Annotated in this window: 25 protein-coding genes and 3 pseudogenes; 17 read left to right on the forward strand and 11 right to left on the reverse strand. The window is 62.0% G+C overall.

What is annotated here, in order from left to right; genetic code table 11:
• Together MRBLAR12_RS23085 and MRBLAR12_RS23090 are read left to right on the forward strand one after the other, a co-directional pair.
• Window positions 1-126: pseudogene (locus tag MRBLAR12_RS23085) on the forward strand (IS3 family transposase); the annotation flags it as partial.
• A 704-nt stretch (window positions 127-830) separates the two neighbouring features.
• Window positions 831-1,127 (forward strand): hypothetical protein, encoded by a 297-nt coding sequence (locus MRBLAR12_RS23090; RefSeq protein ID WP_364748766.1) that lies wholly within the window; start codon window positions 831-833, stop codon window positions 1,125-1,127.
• A 312-nt stretch (window positions 1,128-1,439) separates the two neighbouring features.
• On the opposite strand, the gene MRBLAR12_RS23095 is transcribed toward MRBLAR12_RS23090, so the two are convergent.
• Complete coding sequence (locus MRBLAR12_RS23095; RefSeq protein ID WP_364748768.1) at window positions 1,440-1,601, reverse strand: hypothetical protein; 162 nt, start codon at window positions 1,599-1,601, stop codon at window positions 1,440-1,442.
• 176 nt (window positions 1,602-1,777) lie between these two features.
• Here MRBLAR12_RS23095 and MRBLAR12_RS23100 point away from each other — a divergent pair, with 176 nt between their 5' ends.
• Window positions 1,778-2,356, forward strand: coding sequence for a GNAT family N-acetyltransferase (locus tag MRBLAR12_RS23100; protein ID WP_364748770.1), 579 nt, complete (start codon window positions 1,778-1,780; stop codon window positions 2,354-2,356).
• Between the two features lie 322 nt (window positions 2,357-2,678).
• On the opposite strand, the gene MRBLAR12_RS23105 is transcribed toward MRBLAR12_RS23100, so the two are convergent.
• On the reverse strand, window positions 2,679-2,939 hold the full coding sequence (locus tag MRBLAR12_RS23105; RefSeq protein WP_364748772.1) for a recombinase family protein: 261 nt from the start codon (window positions 2,937-2,939) through the stop codon (window positions 2,679-2,681).
• Window positions 2,921-4,000 carry a TRAP transporter substrate-binding protein gene (locus MRBLAR12_RS23110; RefSeq protein ID WP_364748775.1) on the reverse strand — a complete coding sequence of 360 codons (1,080 nt, stop codon included), beginning with the start codon at window positions 3,998-4,000 and terminating at the stop codon, window positions 2,921-2,923. Before MRBLAR12_RS23110 ends, MRBLAR12_RS23105 begins: the two co-directional genes overlap by 19 nt.
• Before the next feature lie 2,409 nt (window positions 4,001-6,409).
• Here MRBLAR12_RS23110 and MRBLAR12_RS23805 point away from each other — a divergent pair.
• A pseudogene (locus MRBLAR12_RS23805) lies at window positions 6,410-6,570 on the forward strand (arsenic resistance protein); the annotation flags it as partial.
• Between the two features lie 144 nt (window positions 6,571-6,714).
• On the opposite strand, the gene MRBLAR12_RS23120 reads toward MRBLAR12_RS23805, so the two are convergent.
• Entirely contained in the window at window positions 6,715-7,575 is an 861-nt protein-coding gene (locus MRBLAR12_RS23120; RefSeq protein ID WP_364748778.1) for an SGNH/GDSL hydrolase family protein, read from the reverse strand.
• A gap of 166 nt (window positions 7,576-7,741) precedes the next feature.
• On the opposite strand from MRBLAR12_RS23120, the gene MRBLAR12_RS23125 reads away from it, so the two are divergent.
• The 4 genes from MRBLAR12_RS23125 to MRBLAR12_RS23140 all read left to right on the forward strand — a co-directional run bounded on the left by MRBLAR12_RS23125 (window position 7,742) and on the right by MRBLAR12_RS23140 (window position 13,688).
• Entirely contained in the window at window positions 7,742-8,788 is a 1,047-nt protein-coding gene (locus MRBLAR12_RS23125) for a transposase family protein (protein WP_364748781.1), read from the forward strand.
• Complete coding sequence (locus MRBLAR12_RS23130; RefSeq protein WP_364748783.1) at window positions 8,761-8,922, forward strand: hypothetical protein; 162 nt, start codon at window positions 8,761-8,763, stop codon at window positions 8,920-8,922. Before MRBLAR12_RS23125 ends, MRBLAR12_RS23130 begins: the two co-directional genes overlap by 28 nt.
• Window positions 8,923-12,069: 3,147 nt before the next feature.
• Complete coding sequence (locus tag MRBLAR12_RS23135) at window positions 12,070-12,210, forward strand: hypothetical protein (RefSeq protein ID WP_364748786.1); 141 nt, start codon at window positions 12,070-12,072, stop codon at window positions 12,208-12,210.
• 686 nt (window positions 12,211-12,896) lie between these two features.
• Entirely contained in the window at window positions 12,897-13,688 is a 792-nt protein-coding gene (locus MRBLAR12_RS23140; protein ID WP_364748789.1) for a hypothetical protein, read from the forward strand.
• Window positions 13,689-13,857: 169 nt separating this feature from the next.
• On the opposite strand, the gene MRBLAR12_RS23145 is transcribed toward MRBLAR12_RS23140, so the two are convergent.
• The 4 genes from MRBLAR12_RS23145 to MRBLAR12_RS23160 form a co-directional block, all read right to left on the reverse strand.
• Complete coding sequence (locus tag MRBLAR12_RS23145; RefSeq protein WP_364748792.1) at window positions 13,858-14,391, reverse strand: recombinase family protein; 534 nt, start codon at window positions 14,389-14,391, stop codon at window positions 13,858-13,860.
• Window positions 14,392-14,514: 123 nt separating this feature from the next.
• Entirely contained in the window at window positions 14,515-14,826 is a 312-nt protein-coding gene (locus MRBLAR12_RS23150; RefSeq protein WP_364748795.1) for an MmcQ/YjbR family DNA-binding protein, read from the reverse strand.
• Between the two features lie 553 nt (window positions 14,827-15,379).
• Window positions 15,380-15,886 carry a hypothetical protein gene (locus MRBLAR12_RS23155; RefSeq protein WP_364748798.1) on the reverse strand — a complete coding sequence of 169 codons (507 nt, stop codon included), beginning with the start codon at window positions 15,884-15,886 and terminating at the stop codon, window positions 15,380-15,382.
• A 126-nt stretch (window positions 15,887-16,012) separates the two neighbouring features.
• The gene (locus MRBLAR12_RS23160; RefSeq protein ID WP_364748801.1) at window positions 16,013-16,348 is read right to left on the reverse strand and encodes a hypothetical protein; all 336 of its coding nucleotides are present in this window, start codon (window positions 16,346-16,348) and stop codon (window positions 16,013-16,015) included.
• 340 nt (window positions 16,349-16,688) lie between these two features.
• Here MRBLAR12_RS23160 and MRBLAR12_RS23165 point away from each other — a divergent pair, with 340 nt between their 5' ends.
• Window positions 16,689-16,889, forward strand: coding sequence for a hypothetical protein (locus MRBLAR12_RS23165; RefSeq protein WP_364748804.1), 201 nt, complete (start codon window positions 16,689-16,691; stop codon window positions 16,887-16,889).
• 178 nt (window positions 16,890-17,067) lie between these two features.
• On the opposite strand, the gene MRBLAR12_RS23170 is transcribed toward MRBLAR12_RS23165, so the two are convergent.
• Window positions 17,068-17,682: a TetR family transcriptional regulator gene (locus MRBLAR12_RS23170; RefSeq protein ID WP_364748807.1), complete on the reverse strand. Its 615-nt coding sequence runs from the start codon at window positions 17,680-17,682 to the stop codon at window positions 17,068-17,070.
• 129 nt (window positions 17,683-17,811) lie between these two features.
• Between MRBLAR12_RS23170 and MRBLAR12_RS23175 the strand changes: the two genes are divergently transcribed.
• Complete coding sequence (locus MRBLAR12_RS23175; protein ID WP_364748810.1) at window positions 17,812-18,168, forward strand: hypothetical protein; 357 nt, start codon at window positions 17,812-17,814, stop codon at window positions 18,166-18,168.
• Window positions 18,169-18,182: 14 nt separating this feature from the next.
• On the forward strand, window positions 18,183-19,145 hold the full coding sequence (locus MRBLAR12_RS23180) for an aldo/keto reductase (protein WP_364748813.1): 963 nt from the start codon (window positions 18,183-18,185) through the stop codon (window positions 19,143-19,145).
• A gap of 160 nt (window positions 19,146-19,305) precedes the next feature.
• On the opposite strand, the gene MRBLAR12_RS23185 is transcribed toward MRBLAR12_RS23180, so the two are convergent.
• A complete protein-coding gene (locus tag MRBLAR12_RS23185; RefSeq protein WP_364748816.1) occupies window positions 19,306-19,875 on the reverse strand; it encodes a TetR/AcrR family transcriptional regulator in 570 nt (189 codons plus the stop codon).
• Window positions 19,876-19,964: 89 nt separating this feature from the next.
• On the opposite strand from MRBLAR12_RS23185, the gene MRBLAR12_RS23190 reads away from it, so the two are divergent.
• The 6 genes and pseudogenes from MRBLAR12_RS23190 to MRBLAR12_RS23215 all read left to right on the forward strand — a co-directional run.
• Window positions 19,965-20,195: an MmcQ/YjbR family DNA-binding protein gene (locus MRBLAR12_RS23190; protein ID WP_364748819.1), complete on the forward strand. Its 231-nt coding sequence runs from the start codon at window positions 19,965-19,967 to the stop codon at window positions 20,193-20,195.
• The gene (locus MRBLAR12_RS23195) at window positions 20,192-20,350 is read left to right on the forward strand and encodes a hypothetical protein (protein ID WP_364748820.1); all 159 of its coding nucleotides are present in this window, start codon (window positions 20,192-20,194) and stop codon (window positions 20,348-20,350) included. The genes MRBLAR12_RS23190 and MRBLAR12_RS23195 overlap by 4 nt, the downstream gene beginning before the upstream one ends.
• On the forward strand, window positions 20,347-20,706 hold the full coding sequence (locus MRBLAR12_RS23200; protein ID WP_364748823.1) for an MmcQ/YjbR family DNA-binding protein: 360 nt from the start codon (window positions 20,347-20,349) through the stop codon (window positions 20,704-20,706). Before MRBLAR12_RS23195 ends, MRBLAR12_RS23200 begins: the two co-directional genes overlap by 4 nt.
• Window positions 20,703-22,016 (forward strand): replication-associated recombination protein A, encoded by a 1,314-nt coding sequence (locus tag MRBLAR12_RS23205; RefSeq protein WP_364748826.1) that lies wholly within the window; start codon window positions 20,703-20,705, stop codon window positions 22,014-22,016. The genes MRBLAR12_RS23200 and MRBLAR12_RS23205 overlap by 4 nt, the downstream gene beginning before the upstream one ends.
• Window positions 22,017-22,126: 110 nt before the next feature.
• Window positions 22,127-22,849, forward strand: coding sequence for a carboxylesterase family protein (locus MRBLAR12_RS23210; protein WP_364748977.1), 723 nt, complete (start codon window positions 22,127-22,129; stop codon window positions 22,847-22,849).
• A 254-nt stretch (window positions 22,850-23,103) separates the two neighbouring features.
• Window positions 23,104-23,340: pseudogene (locus MRBLAR12_RS23215) on the forward strand (hypothetical protein); the annotation flags it as partial.
• 370 nt (window positions 23,341-23,710) lie between these two features.
• Here MRBLAR12_RS23215 and MRBLAR12_RS23220 read toward each other — a convergent pair.
• Window positions 23,711-24,634 (reverse strand): S1 family peptidase, encoded by a 924-nt coding sequence (locus tag MRBLAR12_RS23220; RefSeq protein ID WP_364748829.1) that lies wholly within the window; start codon window positions 24,632-24,634, stop codon window positions 23,711-23,713.
• Window positions 24,635-25,083 lie beyond the last annotated feature (449 nt).

A 25,083-nucleotide genomic window follows, 5' to 3' on the forward strand; every position in this document is an offset into this window, starting at 1 on the left:
GCCAGGCGGGATGTCATCCGCTACATCGAGGGCTTCTACAACAGCCGGCGCCGGCACTCCGCCCTGGATTACCGCTACCCCAACGAGGTCCACTACAGTTACCAGCAGCCGCCCGCGGCAGCGTAGAGAAAACCACTAATCCGCTGTCCGAAATCTCCCAAGCGGCCCACTGAACCCGCCACCCACACAACCGAATTGGCCACCGCGGCAGCCAGGACAAGCCGAGGAACAAGCGTCGGAGGAACCCAACCAGGGTCAATGTGCACACGTTAAAGCAAAAACCCCCTCTGACGAGGGGGTCTACTGTGCCCGAGGTGGGACTCGAACTGCATTCCCTCCCTTGCAAACACTGGGCTCCCGCGGAAACATGCGGAATTCGGCCCGATCCGACCTGTATACGGACCGGTCCGAAGCCCGAAGTGTGGACAATGTACACACCCCCAATTGGTCAGCCCAAGGCATCGCAGCCGATAGTCCCACTCACGTAGCAGAGGTGAGGCCCTTCTTTGTGAGGACAAAATACCAGTGCCCGTCACCGGCTTGATCACCCTGCGGCAGACGCCAGTGCGCGACGTGCGCAATCAGCAACCCCGTAGGCATCTTCCAGGTTCACAGCTGCGACCGGCCCATCAGCGGAGACAGCATATTCATACGGGAGCCAAGCAACCCTTGAATGTAACGCACCGTTAAACAGACGGCACGACAAGGAGCACCGCTTGTCCGCAACGCTGCGTAAGTTCGACCTGTTGACGTACCTGGCGTAAACAGGGGCGTATCCATCCATTCGCAGGCCGGCCTTTGCGAGCCTGCGCGCCCGCAGGGAGCATGTCATGGCGGTTGCAGTCATCTTGGAGTTCGACGGAACGACTCTCGAGCAGTACGACGAGATCAACAGGCTGATGGGGCTCACTCCAGGCGGACCGGGCCCTGTCGGATCCATTTCCCATTGGGCCACGATGACGGACAAGGGTCTGCAAGTGACCGACGTCTGGGAGAGCCGCGAGCAATTCGATGCCTTCGCCCAGGAAAAGATCATGCCCCTCAGCCGGCAGGCCGGTTTCGCGGGGCCTCCCAAGCTGACCTTCCACGACGTGCACAATTACTACACTCCCGGGAACGGCGCCTGAAGCTTGGTATTGCAGGGAAGCGCCGGCCGCTTCAGTCCAGGAACTCCTCGGTGTCGAAGTTGGGAGCCACAACCGCTGTTCACTCGCGGCGCGTCACATCAAGCGCCTTGAGAACCTGCCTCTTCTTGTGGAGGTGGGTCACCGGCTGCTCGGTCAGCTCGCGGCGAATGAACGTCCCCTGCTCTTCAGCCTGATTCAGCTCCTACCAGCGGATGCTTTCGTCGGCGAGCATGGCTTTGCGCTCGCTCACCGGCACGCCGGCCAGGGTCCGGTGGCTACAACGGTGGGTCACGAGCATCCCGACGCTGTTCCTCATCGCGTCGGGATGCCACCACCGCACGTATGCCAGCACGACGTCGACTCGTCAAGGTGGTGGGTGCGGCCAACGAACAGGGCCAGGGTCTCGACCTCGGGCCGGAGCCGGTTGAACTTAGACGTGGCCAGGGCAGCGGCAGTTGAGACGATCTTCTGCACCTGCCCGCCGAACCACGCTTGGGTGTAGGCGAACGGTACCCCCTCGGTGCTGTGCCGCTTGCGCTGTAACCATATGTCTCAGAGTCCAATCCCAAAGGCCAGACGCTCGTCCAGCGACGGCAATTCAACCGCCCAGATCGATGTGACGGATCTTCCCCCGGTGCGAGAATGTCTGCATGCTCACCTTCCTGGAGACTGAACGCCTTCTGCTCCGGCAGTTCACCGCCGACGATGCGGAGCTACTCGTGGAACTGGACAGCGATCCGGGCGTGATGCGGTACATCACCGGCGGTATCCCCACCTCCCGGGGCGAAATAGAAGGCGACTTCCTCCCGGCCTTCCTCGACTACTACCGGCGCTTTCCCGGCTACGGGTTCTGGGCCGCGCTCGAGAAGACGACCGGGGAATTCCTTGGCTGGTTCCACTTCCGGCCAGGCCCCGACGATCCACAAGATCAGCCGGAACTGGGCTACCGGCTGCGCCGCGCGGCCTGGGGAAAGGGCCACGCGACAGAGGGATCGCGGGCACTGATCGCTAAAGGCTTCACCGAGTTCGGGGTGCAACGGGTTGTAGCCTCGGCCATGGCAGCCAACACGGCCTCCCGAAGGGTGATGGAGAAATCCGGGATGCGCCTCGTGCGGGCCTTCGTCGGCGACTGGCCGGGGTCCGTTCCCGGCGAAGTGCACGGCTACGTCGAGTACGCGATCACCCGAGATGAATGGGAGGCTGACGATTCCCGCCTTCGTCCCCAGTGACCCGCCGGTATCAGCCGGCCGCACGTAAGACATTGCTGAGGTGCACCGCAGCGAGGTCCGCGATCGACTCTGAGGAGATTCCACAAGGCCAGACCAGCGCGAACATCACAGCGGCGAGGGCCGGACTGAGACCGAAAGCACCCTCCCTCTGCCCATCGCCCAGGTTGAATCGACCGTCTTTGGGGCCGGCCAACTCTTTTCGGCGCATGGAACCGAAGGGACGGCGCTGCGGAAGAGGATGGGGACTCCTGAACCTCGAGAGTTTGCCCGACCCGGATCTCAGCCTTGCGCGTCTCCGGGGACCTCGGGCCGTCTCGAGCTTTCATGGGGTCATGGCCGGCGGGCGGCCGCCGAGTCTGCCCCTGGCTCTCGCGGTCGCTTGCCCGGCCTTCATGCCTTCTTGCAGCCGCGGTCGTTCGTACGCTGCACGAGACGCGAACATGTCGAAATTTCGCTTCCGGTGCGATCTTGTTGTGTCCAGCCAGGGTTCGGTAGGTGACCGGAAACCTATCTCTCGACGTCCAAGAACCCAGACCCTTCGACTCCGGACCAAGTGGCCGCCCGCTAGCCGCCGGCGCTGCACGGGGCAATGGATCGGGGCGCAGGTTCGGCCGCGGCCAGATCCTTTATCTTGGCTATGCGGGCTTTAGTATCCGGGTCCGCCTCGAGTTTCGTGTAGACAGGGGCACCGGCAGCTTTAAAGGCGGCAACCTCGGCCACCGTCGCTACGACCACGGTTCCGCCTTCCTTGCAGAATTTCACCGCATCGTCCGCCGTCGCGGTCATTGTTTCCACGGCCCACGTGCGGGTGGCTGCCGCCGCGTCTTTCAGAGCCCGCCGCTGACCCTCGCTCAAGGCTTGAAACGACTTCGTGTTGATGACAAGGGAGTTTAACTTGGAGTAGAGGATCATGTTCCCGGTCGCGGTCGTGGCCTTCGGGAGCGACCCGGCCAACGCGAACGACGATTCCGCCGCCACCACCGTTCCCGCGGCCATCCCGTCATAGAACTGTTCGCCCACAAGATCGTCCGGAGTGGCACCAATCGTCCTCAGCAGATCGTAGGTCGTGTCGGACCGGGGAGCCCGTACGGTCTTCCCGGCAAGATCAGCCGGCGTCAGCACTGGTTCGAAGAAGGAGAAGAGCATCCGCGGGCCTTCTGGGAACAGGGCAAGACCGGACACACCGACCTTGTCCAGCCCTGCAAGCATTTCGCCCGCGACTGCCGGGTCCGACACCTTCGCCATCAGTGCATTGGATGTCACGAGGAACGGCGCATGAAGTGCCGCAAAGGAACTCACCCCTTCGGTGTCCCAGGCCCGGGCAGGGACCAGCCCCATATCGAAATCTCCGGTCACCACTGCGCGTGCCACTGCTTGATCCGGGTCGTCCTTGTCCTCACCCACGGCTTTCCACACCGGTTCGATCAGGACCTTGCCCCCGGAGTGTTCCTTCACAATGCGGGCGAATTCCTCAATCTGGGCGGCGGCCGGGCGGCCGGGCTCATCATCGGTGGCTATCCGCAGGGTCTTGGTCTGTTCTGCCGCCGGCGGCGGGCTGGCCGTCGTTGAGCTGCATCCCGCTGTGGTCAGAAGTGCTGCTAATCCGAACCCTACAGAAGTCATGAAGTTGAACGGATTTTTCATAACCACGCGCCTTCCGGACGATGAATCAGTGATGCAGACTTTGGGACGGGAGACTGGTGAAGCAGCGCAGCTGGAAACGTGCGTGTCCGCAAGCTACGCCCAACGCCGCAGCGAAGCAATAGCGGGCGGCAACGCCGGACCGCCGTCCTGTTGCGCAGCGAATCTTCCGCTGTGATGGCCCAACCGAGGACAGTTCGGGGCCCGTTTAACGGTGTGGACTATCTACACATCACGTATGGCCGGACAATGCAGTACACAAGGAATCCGGGGAAAAATCTTCAACAAACCCCCGCGAGTCATGCCAACACCACAACTCCACGGCATGAAGAGGTGCAAGACCAACCATGCCCACTGGGACAGGTCAGAAAGGAGGCTCGAATGACCCACATCCCAGCATACGGAGGACCTACAGCCAAGGCGCCTGACCCCGCCACCCACAGTGGCGGGCGGAGATGGCAAATCCGTGGGTTAGGTGATCTCCTCGCATGGTGGTGCCGGCTGAGCGGTTACTACCTGGGTATTCGGATCGTACTCCAGGGCCGGCCTTCCGGCCACGATCACTGTAGCCCGCTCCCACGGCCGGTCTTCAAGTAGAAAGGGAATTTCTTGTTCTTCCCACTCCCTGTGCAGGTCTTCTTCTTCCTGGCCATCTCGTGCCAGGAGGCGACGTCGGGCTTCAAAGTTGTCGCACTGCACCCAGATCGAAGCGTCGACTAGGTCGGAGAGAGCTTGGCGTGATGATCCGCTCCCTTCCACCCACACCACGGAACGCCCGGCGGGTAGAGCTATGGCACCTGAACGTTCTCGGGCCACCCAACCCGGCGGACGATAATGGACGGCCTCGCCTTGGAGCAGGGGTTCGAGGACACCGTCACGGAGTTCATCGGCCCAGTCAAAAAACGAGAGATGCCACGCCACATCGTCCGTGTGAACGACATCTGAGTCCGGCACCCGAGCTAACAGTCGATCGACCAGGGTGGTCTTGCCTGCCCCGCTCCTTCCATCTACCGCTACAATCCAGGGGCGGTCCGGACGTTGTCCTGCTGCCGGCAGTAACCGCCGCACCAGGCCTTCCAGTGACTCGGCTTGCCAGGGTCCCCCAGCGGGTTCGCCGACTTCCGGTTTCATATCCATGGTTACCTCGACTTCGACTATCGGTCCCACCCAAAGCTGCCTGGTATGGAGTCTCGAGAGTCGCCCTGTTTAGCGCAAGCTCTTTTCGTGGCCGAGGACGGCTGGTGTACTAATCTACGCCGGCCTGCCGTGTTGCGGGTGTCCGGCTGATTCAGTGCGAAGGTCTAAGGTCATTTCCCCTTTGGGGGGAGAGCGCGGTGCCGTAGCGCAGCAACGTGCGCTACTCGCGGACCGGCGGTTCGAAGGCCCATGCTGCCGAGTGCCGCAGCTTTTGAGCAGCACTTCACTCGGACACGGCGTCGATGCTTCTGGCACTCATTGAGCGCCTTACTGCCCATCGAGCATTAGGACACACGTCCAGCCAAAACGTCTGCGAAGCCATGAACAGAATTCGCGACAGAATGATACCCGACCTCGACGCGAGGGATACGCGGTGGGCTCCGTGATGCCCCTACGGGACCAGAACGCCCACTGCGAAGTCTTAGTGCTTGTAGCTCCCAGTGATTCCATTGGGCTATTCACAACCACCGGCAGCGAAGCTGCGGGGACGCCCCCAGGTTCCGGCAGTTGGCCGCTAAGACGCCCTGGCAGCCGACCAATGCGGAGTCGCGCTCATACGGCGTGACTGTCAGGTTGTACGTCGAATTGATAGTTTGGCTGTTGAGTGTCCCCGTGAAATTCAGCGTATGTACCGCCACCGGCCAGGCGCCAGCAAAATCCCGTAGCGCCATTCAATTCGGAGCGCGGTTCTGACCGAAGCGACTCGCAACTTAGCTGTCAAAGACGGCACGGCTGGCTGCCCGCTAGCGATCCGTGGCATGGGACCACATGAACAGATGCACGAAACGCACCGGGTCCCGCACGCACGGTCAAAGCTGGCGTGATGCCAGCGTGAACACGATTCTTTCCAACGTGGCCAGCATTGCCGCACTTGCTCAGGCCCGCAGGTTGGGGGCGTGGTCCTGATGTGGGGCCGGTGGCACTACCGGGACGGGTTGCCGCGAACCGACACCAGCCCGCGAAAGGATTGAACGCACGTTTGGGGCCGTCTAGAATCGGGACCAGCCCGCCATCCGGGCCGGGTCGGGCCGCGCCCCAGCACCAAACACCCCTTGCCGGGCACTAGCCACACTCCCCGATGCGCACCCGAGCATCAAATACGAGGGCGTTCTCCCTCTGGTGTGCCATGCAGTTTTCGAGCGAGGCGTTTTTCGGTGCCAGGCATGCCGATAAGGATCACGCCCATGGTGTGGCGGTCGTACTAATCCCTGACCTGCCACCCGCGCCGTTGTTTTCAGCGGCGCGACCCGCAATACCCTGGTCGTGCTCCCGCTGGCCTTGGCGCTGCCGGGCCGCTAGCGCTGGCAGCTTTGATGGTCGTCACCCAGACACTCGTTAAACTGATCGGCGTGGTCGTCTATGTCAGGTTCCTGCCCCTTGATCGTCCGAACGGAGCCCAATCGGGCAGCCCGCTTGGAACGCGCCGGATCCATGTGCTGATCGGAGCTTCTGCTAGGCGACTTGACCTTCAAGTCAGTTCGAAGGTTTACCCTTGCGCGGACCGAGGATAACGCTGGGGGTCAGCGGCCGGTTTTGAGCGTTTCGCTTGCGAGAAGGACCTTTGTGATGGCGTCATTGCCAGCCTGGGAAGGATGCGTGTAGTCAGCTGCAAGAAGGACACCGGCCGGGGAGCGCCCATCGACCCCGTTAAATGCATGGTATATATCAAGGCAGGCCGCCTTGATGGCCGCGGCCTCATTACAAAGTGCAGTGTTCCAAGCATCCAGCGCGTACGCTGACTTCTCTGCAACCGCTGTGACTTTATCAGGATATTTGCTGGCGGCTTCCCATCCGATCCATGAGTTGTAGGAGTTGAGCACCCCCACGGAACTATTGGGTGAAAGTTCACGGACGCGGGAAAGGATGGTCGTTGAAAGTGCACGCAAATCTTGGGTTTTGCTGTCCATGCACTCCGCAGTGGTGCCGGCCAGTCCGCTGACGAAAGCGGCGTCGTCGTCGCTTTCCTTGACGCTCTGACACGGCGAACCCCCTGAAGCGTATGGCGGCTGGTCGTTGAACCCGAAGGACAGGAGCACGACATCGGCTGTGCCCAACTCGGCTATGAGATTCTTGTCCACGCCCAGCTGCTTTGCGATGTCCTGTGTCTTGGCTCCGTCGTGACGCGACCTGTTCCGCACTGTTACTTCGCCCTTGCCCTCCGTCGCAAGCGCCTTGGCGAACGAGTCGGCGAAACCGGTGCAGCCGGGGCAGTCGTCGGGAGAGTTGAAAGGAATGGAATCGCCAATGACCAGAACTACCATCGGCTCATTGGTGGGCGTTGGACCGCCGTCAGCGCTGCTGCTCGGTACAGGATCGGCGCAGGAAGTCGTTGTTAGCAGAATTACCAAGGCTATGAGGGCCGCACCCCGGATCAGACGCATGGACGAAGGCTATACCCGAGGGACCCCAATGCCTAGGGTGCGCGTTGACTCGTAGAAAACCTCCGCGTAGCCGGATACGTTGCCTCATTTGAAAACCTCCGCCTGGCGGCGTGGTTGACGGTGTTGGCGGCGGTTGCCGGATATGCCCGTTTTCATGGAGCTCACGATGGCCCAGCGGCAGGCTGTGACGAAGAAGAAGGCCCTCGCGTATCGGGACGCATCGAGGAAGGCGAAGTCCCGGATCCTCGATGAGCTGGTTGAGCTGACCGGCTGGCACCGGGACTACGCCCGGGCGGCCCTGCGGGATGCCTTGGTCCTGAAGGCCGTTCGGCCCCGGCCGGGCAGGGCGCCGGTCTACGGCCCTGATCTGCTGCCGGCCCTGATCAGGTGCTGGGCGGTGCTGCGGGCCCCGGCCGGCCGGCTGCTGGCACCGATGCTGCCGGTCCTGGTGCCGTTGTTGCGCCGCGATAAAGAGCTTGAGCTCACCGACGAGCAGGCCGGCCTGCTGATGCGCATGAGCGCCGCGACGATCGACCGCAAACTCGCGGGCGAGCGGGCGAAACTGGTCCCGCGCGGACGGGCCCACACCAAGCCGGGGACCTTGCTGAAGTCCCAGATCCCGATCCGCACCTGGGCCGAGTGGGACGACGCGGTCCCGGGCTTTGTTGAGATCGACCTGGTCGGCCACGAGGGCGGCAACAGCTTCGGCGAGTTCTGCTTCACCCTCACGGTGACCGACATCGCCACCGGCTGGACGGTGAACCGGTCCGTGCGGAACAAAGCGGCCAAATGGGTCTTCGAAGCCCTCGAGCATGTCACCGCCGTGTTCCCCTTCCCCATCATCGGCATCGATTCGGACAACGGATCGGAGTTCATCAACGAACACCTGCTCGCCTACTGCCACGCCCGCCGGATCACGTTCACCCGGTCCCGGCCCGGCAACAAGACGGCGCCCACGTGGAGCAGAAGAACTGGGCCAGGGTCCGCGAACTCGTCGGCTACCTCCGCTTCGACACCGCCGCCGAACTGGACAAGCTCAATGAAATCTGGGACCTGGACCGGACCTTCACCAACTACCTGCTGCCCCAGCAGAAACTCATCGGGAAGCACCGCCACGGGGCCAAAGTCACCAGAAAACACGACGCACCGGCCACCCCGTACCAGCGCGCGGTCCGGCACGAGACCATGCCCAAACGCCCGGTCATCACCATGAATGCCGCCTTCAAACGGATCAAACCCGGCGCACTCTCACGCCAGATCCTGGCCCTGACCGGGGAACTGGAAACCCTCGCCCTGGCCAAGAAAACCGCGCCTCCCAAACCCGTCAACCGGGCCTGGAACGCCTGACCTTCCCGGAGGTTTTCAAATGAGGCAACGAATCACTCTTCCCGGAGGTATTGCAATGAGGCAACAGGGGGTGCGAGTAACTTCCACTGGACACTCGCGAAGTTCCGGCAGGCCGCATACTCCGTCAAGCCTCCCAACCGATTTCAATGCCTCGAGGTCACTAAGATCAACGATTCGGTCGGTCTCCACATTGACCTGCAACCGCTCAAGATTGGGAGTGCGATCGTCGAAGTGGGCGATCATCGCAGCGGCAATACCGTCCGGCGACGAGCTGAGGTACAGCGTTGGTACGTCCGGAGGTGAATACCGGCCGGCGGACCGTGGACGAACCATCGACGGCGGCATCCCCGTCCGGAAGTGTCGCACCTACCCACAGCTTTCCAAGACACCCACTCAGCTGCCGCCTAAGGGCGCCGAATAGAGGGGAAGCGGGCTCATGCATGTCTTGAAAACACGTCTCACATGAATAGTCTCGGCGGGCCACCTAGTGGGACTTTCTGAGCCGGAACTGCGAGGCAAGATATCTTGGCGCGTGTGAGTTCTCGAGGCAGGACGTGCAGAAGCACCTCTTCTCGAAAACGAAGGAATCTGGGATTGACTTCGAATCGATAATCCGCAGTACCGCCTCACCGGACACAGGCCTAGCCCGATTCTCACAACCCGCGCTCAGAACGGCGCCGTCGACCGCGAACGTCGGCACGAGTCTTGAAATGCGTGCGCCTCGCCGTCTTCGATGCCGCCGGGTCTTCTGGGCGCCGCGGAGATGGCGACGATTCGGGCGACGAATTCCATGGGGCTGCGAGGGCCTTGAACGTGTTGGTCCTGGCGGCCGTCCGGGCCGTCGATACTCTGGTCGTCACCAGACCCGGTCGGTTTGCCCAGTCCCTACTTGCTGTTCGAGAACATCATCGAGGACATGACGACGGTGTCCCAGGAATTCCGGGTGCCGACAGGGACGACCATGAAGATTTGATCCCAAGTCGCAGCAAGTCATGCAGTTCCAAGCACTCCCGGCCATGAAGGAGTACACAGCAATGCCGCTGTCCAAGCCAAGAGAAGGAGCCGCCAGACCAGCCGCCACCAACAAAAATGGGCCCCCGCAGGGGCCCATAAAGGAGATTTGTACACACTCAGTGGCCCACAAGCCTCTGAACAGGGGAATGCCGTGCCCGAGGTGGGACTCGAACTGCATTCACTCCCCCGCAAACACTGGCCTCCCGCGGAAACATGCGGAATCCGGCCCGATCCGGCCCCAGTACGACCCGATCCGCAGCCCAAAATGTGTACTTTGTACACACCCCCAAATTTGCCAGTTCAAGGCACGCAGCCATCAGCCGCATCGACGTCGCAGAGGTGAGGCTCGTCTGATTCGTACATCAGGTGCTTACGGAATGGATTTCCGGTCAACCGCAGCACCAGGCGCCCTCCGCCGCTGGAGACAGAACATCCGTTATCGGCGTTTGATCATGATGTTCAATAGTCGAGAGAATCACGCATTCAACGCCGGAACGATCCGCCGCGATATTTAGTAAGTTGGCCTCGGGTGGATGTGCAAGGAGGCACCGCGCTCTCCCCGCAACAGGGAAATGACCTAGACCTTTATCGCACTGAATCAGCCGGACACCCGCAATACGGCAGGCCGGCGCAGATCGAAGTACACCAGCTATCCTCAGCCATGAAAAGAGCTTGCGCTAAACACGGCAACTCTCGAGACTCCATACCGGGCAGCTCTGGGCGGGACCGATAATCGAAGTCGAGGTAACCATGGATATGAAACCGGAAGTCGGCGAACCGGATGCGGGACCCTGGCAAGCCGAGTCACTGGAAGGCTTGGTGCGGCGGTTACTGCCGACAGCAGGACAGCGTCCGAACCGCCCATGGATTGTAGCGGTAGATGGAAGGAGCGGGGCAGGCAAGACCACCCTGGTCGATCGTCTACTAGCTCGAGTGGCGGACTCAGATGTCGTTCACACGGACGATGTAGCGTGGCATCTCTCGTTTTTTGACTGGGCCGATGAACTCCGTGACGGTGTCCTCGAACCCCTGCTCCAAGGCGAGGCAGTCCATTACCGTCCGCCGGGTTGGGTGGCCCGAGAACGTCCAGGTGCCATAGCTCTACCCGCCGGGCGTTCCGTGGTGTGGGTGGAAGGGAGCGGATCATCACGCCAAGCTCTCTCCGACTTAGTCGACGCTTCGATCTGGGTGCAGTGCGACAACTTTGAAGCCCGACGTCGCCTCCTGGCACGAGATGGCCACGAAGAAGAAGACCTGCACAGGGATTGGGAAGAGCAAGAAATTCCCTTCCTACTTGGAGACCGGCCATGGGAGCGCGCTACAGTGATCGTGGCCGGAAGGCCGGCCTTAGAGTACGATCCGAATACCCAAGTAGTAACCGCTCAGCCGGCACCACCATGCGCGGAGATAACCTAACGCACGGATTTGCCATCTCCGGCCGCCACTGCCAATGCAACAAGATTGAGCGACTAACTGCCGGCGGGCCAGTAGTCCAAGTAGATTCCCCCACTGCCGTCAAGCAGCCTCCGATCCGGTGGTTGGACCCGGCCAACCTGAAAATCGATACCACAGCCGTCTACACCACCGGTGTCGCATTGGGGGGACCCTGGAGCGGCGGCCGTTCGGTGGAGTGGCTGGACAAGTCCTTCGACCATCTCTACGTCCCCGCCGACCATGCAGGCGAATGGATCTGGAACCGGGAAGCCCGCATCCCAACGACGTTCTTTAGCGAGGAAGCTAAAGCAGAGGACATCAAATACCAACAATCCCAGGCTGGCGAACCCAGCAGCACGGGAGAACTGCTGCGAGCACCGGGGGGAAACTTCTACGGAGAACAGCGGCTGCTGTTCGCCGGCTTGCCTCTGGATGAAGGCGTGAAGAATCTGCCCCGCGACCCCCAGGCCCTCCTGGAACGCAATTCGTCAGCGAGGCAAGCAAGGCAGGCCGGAGGCCGAAACGCTGGAAAGCATCGCGGCCGCGCTGAGGACCGGAGTCGTCCCGGCCGACCTCCGCGCTGCACTGTACAAAGCGGCCGCGCTCATTCCCGGAGTCACCGTCGTAGACAGGCAAGCGAACCTTGACGGCAAGGTAGGCACAGGGATCGGGATCGAGAGTCCGAACAGAGAAACCCGGATGGACATCATCATTGATCCCGCCACCGGGCTGCTGATCGGAGAAAGGGAGATCACGCTGACACCCGGCAAGACCTTCCCAGCCGGAACCGCGACCGCCTGGACCTCAGTCCAGACCTCAGTCGTCAATTCAGCGCCATAACCATCCAAGCACCGCGGGACAAGGCCGAGGCTGTCGACCACTCTTGGAGTGGTCGGCCGCCCATTCCTCTAACGGGCTCGCAGACCGCCACAGGCTGCCATCTAACGCCGTTCCCGGCTAAACGGTCACAGGGCTGGCGGTGGTTGCCCCTTCTCATAAACGAAGGATTTCGAGAACGGTCACAATCGAGAACTCAACGCCCGCGCGCCCTTAGGGAAAGGCACCACGATAACGGTTCTCGAGATCGTACTGGCGCTCAAGATCCGCGACTCGGGTTTTGAGAATCGAAGGGGATCCACAGGCTGGTGTCCTATGCGCCGTCCCTCACCGCGACGCATTTGACTGCCCTCCGGTCACAAAGAATTCTGTGGGTTCTCGGAGTCGTCTGCACATAATGTCCGAGGCCGCCTGCACAACTTGGCTGGAGCTGATCGATGTGTCGGCGTGGGAGGCGTTCTACGAGCGGGCGGGATGCTTCTGAGGCTTCCCAATCGTCTTGCGTTTTTCGGCCTAAACGCCCGATCCGGCGGCCTTCACGCACGGCTCGGCGCAGCCACTGGACACTAGGTCAAAGTCGGGCCCAAAGCCCCTCGTGAACCGGGCTGAGTACGCCTAATTTTAGTAATGTCCGGCCCGGGGCACCGCGGAAGCGAACCCCGGTTGATCATTGAAAGGCAGGATGCGTGATGGGCAGCGCAAGCGGTCCTGACGATGCGCGACGACTCGACGCAGACTGGGACGGCACTCCGGAACCCCTGAATCAAACGGAAAACCGCGCTTCTGACCACAGTGCTGACGACCGCTTCGACCAAGAGACTGACGGTGTTCTCCCCTATGGCGAGAACGACGGGTACTTCGATGACACAGGCGCCCCGGTCGACGGTATTTTGCCAGGAGACCAGGCCGCCGCCGCTATCCGTGAAACCGTGGTTGCCCGGGAAGAGGAGCGGTTCGGCGGCATCAAGATCGGCTCGGCCTTCTTCGGCTGGCTGGTCTCGACCGCAATGGCTGTTTTGCTGGGTGCTCTGGTTGCGGCGGCCGGCAGGGCCGGCTTTCTGCCCGGCACGGACCCGCTCCCCCGAGCTGGCCAGGAATCGTCAGGCGGCATGACCGGTATGATCGTGCTTCTGTCGCTCCAGCTCCTCGCCTATTTTTCGGGTGGCTACGTGGCAGGGCGGATGGCGCGTTTCAACGGTGTCGGCCAGGGGCTCATGGTGTGGCTGTGGGGCGTCATCGGAGCCGCAGCGATGGCACTGCTGGCGATTACTGGGCAATACAATGTCCTGACCACGCTCAACAGTTTCCTTCGCCTTCCACTGGTCGAGGGGCAGCTGAGTCTAAGCGGCATCATTGCGGCCATCGCGGTGGCCGCCACAGCCCTGATAGGCGCCGTGCTGGGCGGGCTCACCGGAGTTCACTACCACCGGAAAGTGGACCGTGCGGGCTATACTCCGACGGAGGAGTACTACCAGCCCTAGGAGCGCACCCGGTTTCTCATGCGTCACCAGGGCCGGCGAGTTTGAGCAGTAGTTGCTGGCTCCCGCTCTGAGCCTGCCCCACCGGAGCGGCACTCCTCCCCTTCGCTCCACTATTTGGCCATGTCGGTGCCGGATTGCCAGATGTCTCTGCGCGTCGCCTATATGTCGCCTAAATCAGGTATCGGTAGACCGTGGCGAGGGAGACTCCGAGCATCTTGCCGATATCGGAGGCGCTGACTGCTTTGCCTTTGAGCTCCTTGGCCCTGGCAGCGGCAGCGTCGTCCACTTTGCGGGGCCTTCCGCCGTGGCGGTTGTTGGCCGCGGCGACGGCGAGACCTGCTTTGGTGCGTTCGATCATCGTATCGCGCTCCAGCTGCGCGAACGCGGCCATGATCGTCAGCATCGCGGTGCCCATGGACCCGGTTGTGTCCAGTCCTTCGGTCAGTGAACGGAAACCAGCTCCCTGTTCCCGGATGTTCTCGATGACATCAATGACGCGCCGGGTGTTCCGTCCCAGACGGTCGAGCTTCCATACCATGAGCACTTCACCGGTCTCCAGCCGTTCCAGGGCCTTGGAGTTGAGGGCGTTCCGTCGTGGACCGCTGACGCCATTGTCGGCAAAGATCCTCGCAGCGCCGGCGGCATCGAGTGCAGTTAGCTGCAGATCAAACCGCAGCGCTAAATGGCGTCGTGTCCGCAGCACTAAAATGGCCGACTGCTTTATCAGGCGGGGAGTCCACGACAGCGGGGGGTGCACGATCCAAGTTCGTCAGCGTCAGGTCCCTGAAGCTGACTGTCAGGAGAACCTGACAGGAAGACCCGGCGCTTACCTGCCAGCTCCGCCGCCAGCCAAGCGATAGGACTCCTGCAGCAGCTCGTCCAGTTCCTCGACATCGATCCTATCCAAGCGGACCAGCACCAGTTTCGGGGACCGTTCGTGGTGGGGCGTCCAGAAGTAGGTGCCGGGGCCGGTCCCTGCGAGTGCTACCCGTTCCTCGGTTTTCACGGTGAGGACGCCGTCTTCCCAGATGCGTGCCATCAGGGTTTTCCCGAACCACGCAGGCTGGCCCCAGCTGGGCCGCTCGTTAACCCCCGGCAGTCCACGGCAGATCTGCCGGACATCTTCCTCAGTGGCCATGGTTCACTGTGGCACACCGGAGCCCTGACCAGGCAATCTCAGAACCTTGGAACCGGGACAGTCGATGGAAGCCGGCTTTGAATGCCTTCGCCATCACCCTTGAAGGAAAAATCAACTAAATGCCAACCGTGCAGAATCTCCCTTTCCGGAAAACGTTTAGACGATTGCGGCAACGGCGTTGTCGCACCGTAGTCGAAGATTCGCTCCCGTTTTTTCCAAGGTCGCAGAGGGACAATGATCGGGCCGGCGGCGGTCGCCCTCCAGGCTCGGCTGTCTAGCCCAGTCCGCCGCCGGTCTCAGCACCCGCAAGGGGGGCATCCCTCAAGTTGCCGGATGGGCAGCCCGGCTCCAATTTTCATACTTCCGACCGCTCATCCCTCCGGGACCGCGGCGTATCGGGCGTGTGGGTGAACCTGCGAAACCCCTGGATGCCGACTGGCTCGCGTGGTGTGTGCCAGCCCAACGCTTCAATCGTGAGGGCCTCGGTGTTGGAGCTTGCGTAGCCCATCCGCGGGAGCCCGCAGCCGCCGGGCTGGCTGCCCGCCCACTGTCATCAAGACCGGTAGACCTCCCGTGCCCACTGATTGAGGTGTGCCAGTGCGCTACTTCGGACCCCCTCTGCGCGACACCACACCACTTCGGGGCCGCCCGGCGAATGACCGGCATGTGAGGCTTCCCCTATGCGCTGCACGACCGGGAAAGTCTCACTGAAAACGAACTCATGGGCTGCGTGCTCAATTGCAGCCAGCCATTCTATTGCGAGCTGAATCGCCCTGGATCTGGCGAGGCCACCGCGGACTTGGCCGGCCTTCCTGCGTCCGTCGCGTCCTTCGGTGCCCGGCAAATCGGAAAGTTCGGCGTCAAGTACTGCTGTCCCCTCCCCAGCGTCGCGCCAGATAACCGCTGCTTCCACCAGGTCCTCGCTTCCGGCGGGAGTGAAGCGAAGATATACGTTCACTTTATGAAAATGATTCGGCAGAGCAAGCCCTTGAGCTGATTCGAACCGGACATCGGAAAGGATTCCGTTCATCTCCAGGCCCCGTACCAGAAGGTCCTTCATGAGACTCTCCCATGCCCCGACGGGGTCCTCCTTGCGGGCAATCCCGTTCAGCCAAGTCAGCGACTCGGCAACTGGGATGTGCTGGCTCTTGTCGCGGTGCACCTGTGTCGTCGCTGCATCCCAAATTTAGGACAGGGCCTGAATCGCCTCGTTGACGAGTTCTCTGGACGTCTCACTCTTGAGCTCTGGAAACTCCGAATAGCCTAGAACGGTTGACGCATCGTCAGGCAGTAACGCCGCTTCTGCGCCATTGAGGCTGATCCACTTTCGGCAGCCGGCTTCCCGGTCCCTCGGGTTGCCGGCCAGACCATACCGGAGCCGCAGCTCAAGATCGCCGAGGTCGGGGTCGAGGACGTGCCCGGACACTGCCAGCGAACGACCGTTGTGAATCTGGACGCGTTCGAGTCCGCCCCGCCCGCAAAGGCGTGCAAAGCGACGGTCATCGGCGGCTGGCGTGTTCATAGGCGGCTGGCGTGTTCATGGGCGGATCGATTCCTAGTTACCCCTGCCTTAACGTTAGAGAACTGAGGCGCCTGATGGGAATGCCAACTCGACCGGCCGATACCTGGCAATGACTTCTGAGTCTCATGGCTCGATGCAGGCGCGCTGGGCCGGCGTAAGTGATGGACAGTCCCACTCAACCCTTCAAGGATGGGGGCTCTTGCGGGTGGGTGCACAGCCGCAAGGCGAGGCGCTGTAGCCGCACTGTGGGACATCGATTCACTTGCGGAAAAGAGCCGGGAGTGGCCACCTCGCACTTCGAACAGTTCCTCCTCGAAGCCACTGTTCAGGATCAAACGCAATGCCCCCTGGGGTAGGTCCGACTGCCTCGACGGCCCCGTACACCAGCTGGTGGCTGCTCCACCACATCCACCCCGGAACCGAAATCACCTTCCGGGCGGCCATGCACCGCCGCGGCCGCGACCAGCACGGACGCCGACTGCGGATGGCCGGCCCCGGAGCGGCAGACCACATCCTGGCCAGCCATCCCGGCGGGGAATGACCGTGGCCATCCTCGAGGCAGCCTCCCCCCCGGGACGGCCACCGCCAGACCGACCACCACGGTCCGGCAAGAACAGGATCGGCGCACCTGAGGACTGGGTCCAGCGCTGGATTCAACCTGCACACAGCCGCCCCGACGCCGAAGACAGACCCGAGCACCCAGTGTCTTGCAAGAGGGTCTAGTCGACCAGTGCTGTGGGTTTGAGTAGCCGGAAGGCTTCATCGAGCAGTACCCGGGATGTCACGGCACCGTTGCGGTGTACCAGTTCGGCTGAGGAGACGTCGAGGCAGGTTAGAGCACAGAGGGTGATTGCCCGTGCGTGGTACTGCCGTTCCGCTTCGGGTCCAGTCAGGGCGGCGGCGACCAGTGGCACGAGAACAGTCATCCAGGCCAGGTGTTTCTCCGTGTTCCGAGCGCGCAGAGAAGGCGTGCGGATCATCACTCGCGTTGCACGCAGGGCCCATTCGGGGTTCGATTCGACTGTTTCCACCACTGCCTCGAACCCTGATCGCAGGGCTTCCCAGACCGGCATCGATTCCAGGGCCTGGGCGAGTCGCTGTCGAACGGGTTCGCCGTAGAGCATCGGGTCACCCAGAACGACGTCCTCCTTGGAGGCGAAGTACCGGAAGAAGCTCCGGGGCGAGATGCCGACCGCTGCTGCGATCTGGTCGACGGTGGTCTCATCGAAACCCTGCTCGTCGAACATCACAAGAGCAACCTCGGCGATCTGCTCACGAACCGCTTCTCGCGTGCGCTGCCTCAACCCAACCCCGCCACTCCTACTTCCACTCATGCATTAAGCATACAACGCCTTAGTTGACAGTCACTGCCACAAAGGGCATAAACTGCTCTTACCGCATTCGGTCAGATGCCCTCCTTGCAACGACCGAGGCACCCCGACTCACTCACCTAAGGAAAAGTCATGCCAACCACTGATCAGATCGATGTCTTCTTCACCTACCGTGTCCTCGATCAGGACCTCTTCGAGAAGTACCTCGCCGCGGTGCTTCCCGTCACAGAGAAAGAGGAGCCGTACGTCCTCGAGTACACCCTGGCACGCTCCGCTGACGGGACGATCCTGCAGCACGAGCGTTACGAGAACGAGGAAGCGATCGGCCGCCACCTCGCCCTGACCGCCGACGGGCAGAAGATGTGGGGGGAGTCCACCGAACTCACCAACATCCGCTTCGTCGGGCCCCTCAGCGAGAAGTTCCGGACCGAGAACGCGCTGGAACCCATCGCCTCCTGGTGGGACCGCTACCAGTCCATCGCCCGATAGCAGAAAGGCAACTCATGCAGACACGCACATTAGGCACACAGGGCCTGACCACTTCCGCCATCGGCTATGGCTCGATGGGAATCTCTCTGGCATACGGCCCTGGCGATGAACAGGAAGGCATTGCCGCGATCCAGACAGCGCACGACCTGGGCGTGACGTTCTTTGATACAGCGGAAGTGTATGGCTGGGGCGCGAACGAGGAAATCGTCGGCCGTGCCGTGAAGTCCTTCCGCGACGAGGTCGTGATCGCCACGAAGTTCGGCTTCACACCCGATTACGGCCTTGACAGCCGCCCCGAGCATATCCGCGAGGTGGTCGAAAACAGCCTCCGCTACCTCGGCATGAACCACATCGACGTGCTCTACCAGCACCGCGTGGACCCCAATGTCCCCATCGAGGACGTCGCCGGAACCGTGAAGGAGCTCATCGACGCCGGCAAGGTGAAGTACTTTGGCCTCAGCGAAGCCGGACCGGAGACCATGCGCCGTGCCCATGCCGTTCAGCCCGTCTCGGTACTCCAGACCGAGTACTCCCTCTTCGAGCGCGAAGTGGAGGTGTTGTTCCCCGTCCTGAAGGAGCTCGGCATCGGCTTCGTCCCCTACTCGCCCCTCGGACGCGGGTTCCTCACCGGCAGTGCGAAGCCGGCTTCCGAGTACGACGAGACCGACATGCGCGGTGGCGACGCCCGCTGGCAGCCCGGCAACTTCGAGAAGAACGTCGAGGCCACACGCCAGCTGACCGAACTCGCCGCATCCAAGGACGCCACCGTCGCGCAGCTCGCCCTCGCATGGCTGCTCGCACAGGGGGAACACATCGTCCCCATCCCCGGCACCCGCAGTGCCAAGCGCGTCGAGGAGAACACCGGCGCCGCCGACCTCACCCTCACCGGAGCCGATCTCACCCGGATTTCTAAGATTCTCCCCGAGGGAGGATTCGGCTCCCGCTACCCCGAGGGCATGAGCCCGGACTGGAAGTAAGAAGCAAAAGACACACAAAGGCGCGGGACCTTCAAAATAGGCACCCGCGCCTTTGGTCTGCGCCATGAATAGAGAGGGAGCGGGGAGGAAGGGGAGAGCCCCGCGCTGCTGCCATCGGTTCGATCCGTCCGAGCATGGTGTCAGGCCCGGCGGGCCCCATTCAGCGGATCGTGCGCTGTGTGGCCATTGAGACCAGAGCTCGGTAGGCGTCGCTCACTGTGCTCGTGTCGAGTGGGTCGTCATCGTTGAGGGCGCGGTAGCTCCACCACCCCCACATGAGTGCGTCGACAGCCCGGGCTGCGCCGTCCGATAGAGAGCGGCGGAGGATCACGAGGGACTCCTCCTGGAAGTCGCGGAGGAGGTCCGCGACCCGTGGACTGCGTGCACCGTAGCGGTGCATCTCCTCGTACAACCGGATGTCGTCGAGTGTCGGGGCCGTTGAGCCGCACGTGGCAGCCACGAGTGCGTCAACGATGTCGGCGTCGGTTCGCGCGTCGCGCACTGGGGCCGCGTATCGCGGTTCGAGTCCGTCTCGCAGGGTCTCGAACGCGCTGACGATCAACGTTTCCAGGTCGGAGAAGTAGTACGTCGTCGACCCGAGCGGCACGCCGGCCTGCGCGGCGATGCGTCGATACGACGCCGCGTGCACGCCTTCTGACGCGATGACTTCCAGTGCTGCACGGAGGATCCGGGTTCGGCGTTCCGGGTCATTCGGTTTGCCCTTCCGCATGCGCTCCTCCTCAATATCAGACCAAGTATGTACCATCGTACGCATATTCGGATAGGCTTGTTCCTGCCAGCGACCTCAGGAGGATGAACATGCAGGCCGACACGCTGCAGCAGTACGCCCGGAACCGCGTCGAGGAGCTTCCGGGTGCTGGGTTGGAGCCTCCTTTCGGGCCGGACTGGGAGGTGTTCAAGGTCCGCGGCAAGGTCTTCATGCTGATCACCGACATCAAGGGTGAGCCGATCGTGATCGTCAAGGCGGATCCGGAGGACGGCAAAGCGCTCCGCGAGCAGCACGAGGACATCACGCCGGGGACCACATGAACAAGCAGCACTGGATCACCCTGCATCCCGGCGGGGACCTCCAGAAGCGGCTTGTCGATGACCTGGTCACCGAGACTTACCTGCTCGTGGTCGAGAACCTGCCGCACGCGAAGCGCCCGGTCGACCCTGAAACGTTCGGCCGGAGGGACCAGTGACTCTCTCGGGCGAGCAACTGCAGCAGTACGCCCGTGACATTGCGGCATCGCTCGAGGACGTCACCAATGGGCGCCCGTTCACGCCGCACCTTGATGTGTGGAAGGTGCACGAAAGAGTGTTCCTCATCGTCACCGACGATGATCCGGACCTGCAGATCATTACCCTGAAGGTCGACCCGGACCAGGGGGATGCGCTCCGCCGCGACTTCGACACGATCACGATCGGGCACTACCTCGACAAGCACCACTGGATCTCCATCGGGCCCGGCACCGGGATCACGAAGCAGCTGATCGGAGACCTGGTGCACGATTCCCATGACCTCGCCGACAGCCTCCACCGGAAGCGGCACCCGTGAGTGAGGCGCCGTCGCTGTTCGACGTCGATGATGCCTCGCGGCCACTGGCTGACCGGCTCCGTCCGCGCACCCTGCAGGACGTCATCGGGCAGGACCATCTGCTAGCCGCGGACGCGCCGATCGGGCGGATGGTCGGCACGCAACGGCTGGTGTCGATGGTGCTGTGGGGGCCGCCAGGGTGCGGGAAGACCACGATCGCACGGCTCCTCGCCGAGCAGACCGACCTTGCGTTCGAACCGCTTTCCGCCACTTTCTCCGGCGTCGCGGACCTTCGTAAGGTGTTTCAGGTCGCGCGGCGTCGGCGCGAGGTCGGTCAGGGCACGCTGCTGTTCGTCGACGAGATCCACCGGTTCAACCGCGCCCAGCAGGACTCGTTCCTGCCTTACGTCGAAGACGGCACCGTCGTCCTCGTCGGCGCGACCACGGAGAACCCCAGCTTTGAACTCAACGGCGCGCTGCTGTCCCGCAGCCAGGTTTTCGTTCTAAAGCGCCTCGACGACGCCGCGCTCAGCACCCTCATCACCCGCGCCGAAGCGCTCATCGGTCGGCCGCTGCCACTGACTGATGAGGCTCGCCAGGCACTGACTGCGATGGCGGACGGTGACGGCCGGTACCTGCTGAACATGATCGAGCAGGTGCAAGCCCTGCCTGCACCCGTCGGCCCGGCCGCCCTCGCCGCCGCCGTGCAGAAACGGGCGCCGCTGTACGACAAATCGCAGGAAGGCCACTACAACCTCATCTCCGCGCTCCACAAGTCGATGCGCGGCTCCGACCCGGACGCAGCCCTGTACTGGTTGGCGCGGATGCTCGACGGCGGTGAAGACCCCCTGTTCATCGCCCGCCGCATCACCCGGTTCGCCACCGAAGACATCGGCATGGCCGACCCTAACGCCGTCCAACAGGCCCTCGCGGCCTGGGACGTCTACGAACGCCTGGGCTCACCCGAGGGAGAACTCGCAATCGCACAAGCTGTCATCTACCTCGCGACCGCGCCGAAGTCGATCGGCGTATACCGCGGCTTCACCAAGGCGCGCGCCGCCGCGAAACGCACCGGCTCGCTGATGCCGCCGGCGCACATCCTCAACGCCCCGACCCGGCTGATGAAAGACCTCGGCTACGGCAAGGGCTACCAATACGACCCCGCCACAGAGAACGGATTCTCCGGCGCGAACTACTTCCCCGAGGGCCTGCCCCGGGAGACATTCTACGAACCCACCACGTTCGGGTACGAGCGCGCCTTCACCGAACGGTTGCGTCACTGGGCGCAGCTCCGCCACGGCGATACTCCCCTCGAATCCGACGCGGACTAACTCACTTCCGAAAGGAACCGTCACATGACCGACACTTCCCCAACGCACACCGTGCGCTCCTGGCTCGGGATCCCCTACGCCACGGCGGAACGCTTCCGCCGCCCCACCAGCTGCCATTCGACCCCGACCTGCCTTACGACCAGAAAGGTCCCGCACCGCTCCAACCCGGGGACACCAGCTGGCTCGAAGCCGACAACGGATTCAGCGAGGACTGCCTGAACCTCAACTTGTGGGCACCCGAAGACGTTGGCGACGAACCCCTCCCCGTCATTGTCTACATCTACGGGGGCGGTTTCGAACTCGGCGCCAATACGCAGACCACATCCAATGCCTCTGGCCTCGCCGCCACCGGACGCGCGATCGGGGTGTCCCCGAACTACCGGCTCGGCCCGTTCGGATGGCTCTCCCTCTCCCAATACGGTGGTGCACTCGAGGAAGCCACGAACCTCGGCCTGCAGGACATCATCACCGCGTTGCAGTGGGTACGGAAGAACATCGCCCAGTTCGGCGGAGACCCGAACAATGTCACGGTCACCGGCCACAGCGGCGGCGCGTACTCGACCATCGGTCTCCTCGCCGCCCCCGCAGCCGACGGGCTGTACCACCACCTCGCCGCATTCTCCGGCGGTGCATCACGCATCGTGCCCGCCTGGTGGGCAGAAGAGCTCGCGCTCACCTTCCTCACGGAGCTCGGCATCGCCGTACGGCATCGTCGGCCAGGCACGACCAGGCCGCAGCGATCAGCAGACCATCCGCGACACCTTCGTCCGCGACACCCTCCTCACACTCGCATCAGGTCACATCGACGAGCTGTGGGACCCCGTGACGGCTGAGGCCACCACGAAGGGCATCGGCAACCCGCCCTACGACCCCACCACCCACGCGGTCGACGTCCTGCACACGTTCCAAGGCATCGAACGCACCTGAGCACAACCACCAAGCCGCGGGGTGTGGGCTTTTACCAAGAGCCGCACCACTAAATGGACATCGTTACAGGCCACGCCCCCCGGAAGCGTCGGGTCGGTAAGAGTGCGCGCCTTTGAGGACACGCTTCATGTCTCTCGCAGGTCACCCCACCGGTAGTTACGAGGCCGTCATACGCCGCCGACTGGATCTCTACCATGAGCAGACCGAGGCAGTTGTAGCTAAGTACGCCGACCGCCGCATCCTCACCCAGGTTGACGGCATCGGCCCCATTCACGAGGTCACCGACCGCATCATGCAGTCCCTTAAGCAAGACTCACCCAAGCCCGACAAAAGAGGCGGCACCGGCAGGTATGTGATCCGAAGTTGTGCGTCCTTGAACACTCCTAGTCAGCCATGAGCTGGCATCGCTGACGACATGTGGGTAGTAGCGGCGTGAAATTGCGAGCTGAACCAATAGCGTTAGTTTGAGTACACCTCACCCCGACGTCGGGCATGTGGACAAGGGCTGTCAGAATAGGGTTTGCCTCGTAGTTTTCTGACAATGGCCCGAGCAACTCTTAGATCCCAACCTGACACTACTAACCCTGTACAAATGGCAGCGCGACGTATGGTCCATTATCGGCACTCCGAATCGGCTGGAAGAGGCTGACATTTTTTTTCGCCGATAATCGTCGCTGGCGTCATTTTACCTAACTGAAATGGAAGCCATTTTCCATGAAATCTGCTCGTACGCATTGCTGTCGGCTCACTGCGCTTCCACGGCCCGCTCAGAAGGTTATTCCGACGCTTTCTGCGGCACCGATGACTCCAGGTAACCCCACCATTTGTGTAGCGAAGACGGAGATCCCTCCGGAAGGTGGCACACCTACTGTCACTATGCGACTGTATTCAAATGCGAGTTGCGTTAAAATGCCGACTACCTTGTTTTCCTCGTTGACGATGATGGACCCCGAGTCCCCGTAGTCGGCGAAGATTGGAGGAAAGATTCCTTGGCTCCAAATCTCGAAACTGTTCCTAGGCGTCCCTATGCCGAGCGGCTGAAACCCTACGCCACTTACTTTTCCCGTGGTGAGCAAGGTCGTCCTCCCCCGCTTACGCACAAGGTCTCCCACGTTTGCCCTAGCCATTCCCGCGTAGCTCCCGATGTCGGCGATCTCTTGGGCGAAGGCTGCATTATCAATTGTGAAAACAGCTGTGTCGGTAGAATCCGACCAGCGGTACAGACTGCCAATCCTTCGGTTGTCAGGTTGGAATATTGGATCACCCTGCTGCACGGCTTCAGCGCTCTCGGCGACCACGTGGGCACATGACACGCCAACCATGCCGCCGAACATCAAGTCCTCGGCAATTCCACCAATCGTGCCTGCACCGTTGCTCAATAGGAGAGGACCATGTGCCGCACGTATTGTGACGCCGCCAACGACAGGGTCGTACTGTCCATTGTCGGCTAGCGGCGTGAAGGCTCGTTGGACGAACACAACTGGAAATTCGACCGCCTGGGTCATCTGCACCAACTCGAACGGCACATCGCGTTCGTCCGTCAAAAAGATGCGGATAGCCAGTTCGTCCGTGAGTTCGGCGCCATCCTCACGCAAACCGATGTCGATGCCCAATACCCCTGGCAAAGGAAATTGTTGCAGCATTGATGTGAGTGTGTCCTGAGCAACCAGCATCTCTGTCGGGATTTCCATTATTCAGGGTCTCCTTGTGTATAAGTGCGTGTGTCTGTAACAAATCGCACTGCCCTGGTAGATCAATTAGAATTCCAGCAACGGTTTCATTGGGAATTCGACTCCGTGGTTTAAACCTTGTGTCGACCGCGAACTGCCTGCCTGGATCGTTGGTCGCACGAACTACGAGTACACGGGCCACGCCTTTGAAGAAAAAGTGTGGAAAAGACCGGTGTCTCTAAGAATCGTCCTTTGCAAGGAATATTGTCAATGGCCAGCTGCCTTGACACCTCTTCACCAGAAGGCCATTATTCTCATTAGGTGGCGGTCGGGCGAATTCTTCGGTCAGCATGCCTTATTTTGTCGCGTCAACTAAGGCGGCGGGCCGTGAACCGGATTACGAGTGTAGGTTCTTCTCACTTCCGTTGCCGTGTAACCGCAGGTCTCTGTGATGCCTGATCTGCCGAACA

The sequence above is a fragment of the Arthrobacter sp. LAR12-1-1.1 genome, from assembly GCF_040676555.1.
Taxonomy (GTDB): Bacteria; Actinomycetota; Actinomycetes; order Actinomycetales; family Micrococcaceae; genus Arthrobacter.

Coding starts and splice junctions, on each gene's coding strand:
- MRBLAR12_RS23130 (WP_364748783.1), top strand. CDS start 8,761: ATGCCCAAACGCCCGGTCATCACCATGAATGCCGCCTTCAAACGGATC.
- MRBLAR12_RS23090 (WP_364748766.1), top strand. CDS start 831: ATGGCGGTTGCAGTCATCTTGGAGTTCGACGGAACGACTCTCGAGCAG.
- MRBLAR12_RS23180 (WP_364748813.1), top strand. CDS start 18,183: ATGCAGACACGCACATTAGGCACACAGGGCCTGACCACTTCCGCCATC.
- MRBLAR12_RS23150 (WP_364748795.1), bottom strand. CDS start 14,826: ATGGCCACTGAGGAAGATGTCCGGCAGATCTGCCGTGGACTGCCGGGG.
- MRBLAR12_RS23165 (WP_364748804.1), top strand. CDS start 16,689: ATGCCCCCTGGGGTAGGTCCGACTGCCTCGACGGCCCCGTACACCAGC.
- MRBLAR12_RS23195 (WP_364748820.1), top strand. CDS start 20,192: ATGAACAAGCAGCACTGGATCACCCTGCATCCCGGCGGGGACCTCCAG.
- MRBLAR12_RS23185 (WP_364748816.1), bottom strand. CDS start 19,875: ATGCGGAAGGGCAAACCGAATGACCCGGAACGCCGAACCCGGATCCTC.
- MRBLAR12_RS23100 (WP_364748770.1), top strand. CDS start 1,778: ATGCTCACCTTCCTGGAGACTGAACGCCTTCTGCTCCGGCAGTTCACC.
- MRBLAR12_RS23160 (WP_364748801.1), bottom strand. CDS start 16,348: ATGAACACGCCAGCCGCCGATGACCGTCGCTTTGCACGCCTTTGCGGG.
- MRBLAR12_RS23170 (WP_364748807.1), bottom strand. CDS start 17,682: ATGAGTGGAAGTAGGAGTGGCGGGGTTGGGTTGAGGCAGCGCACGCGA.
- MRBLAR12_RS23110 (WP_364748775.1), bottom strand. CDS start 4,000: ATGAAAAATCCGTTCAACTTCATGACTTCTGTAGGGTTCGGATTAGCA.
- MRBLAR12_RS23125 (WP_364748781.1), top strand. CDS start 7,742: ATGGCCCAGCGGCAGGCTGTGACGAAGAAGAAGGCCCTCGCGTATCGG.
- MRBLAR12_RS23155 (WP_364748798.1), bottom strand. CDS start 15,886: ATGAAGGACCTTCTGGTACGGGGCCTGGAGATGAACGGAATCCTTTCC.
- MRBLAR12_RS23175 (WP_364748810.1), top strand. CDS start 17,812: ATGCCAACCACTGATCAGATCGATGTCTTCTTCACCTACCGTGTCCTC.
- MRBLAR12_RS23140 (WP_364748789.1), top strand. CDS start 12,897: ATGGGCAGCGCAAGCGGTCCTGACGATGCGCGACGACTCGACGCAGAC.
- MRBLAR12_RS23220 (WP_364748829.1), bottom strand. CDS start 24,634: ATGGAAATCCCGACAGAGATGCTGGTTGCTCAGGACACACTCACATCA.
- MRBLAR12_RS23120 (WP_364748778.1), bottom strand. CDS start 7,575: ATGCGTCTGATCCGGGGTGCGGCCCTCATAGCCTTGGTAATTCTGCTA.
- MRBLAR12_RS23190 (WP_364748819.1), top strand. CDS start 19,965: ATGCAGGCCGACACGCTGCAGCAGTACGCCCGGAACCGCGTCGAGGAG.
- MRBLAR12_RS23135 (WP_364748786.1), top strand. CDS start 12,070: ATGGACATCATCATTGATCCCGCCACCGGGCTGCTGATCGGAGAAAGG.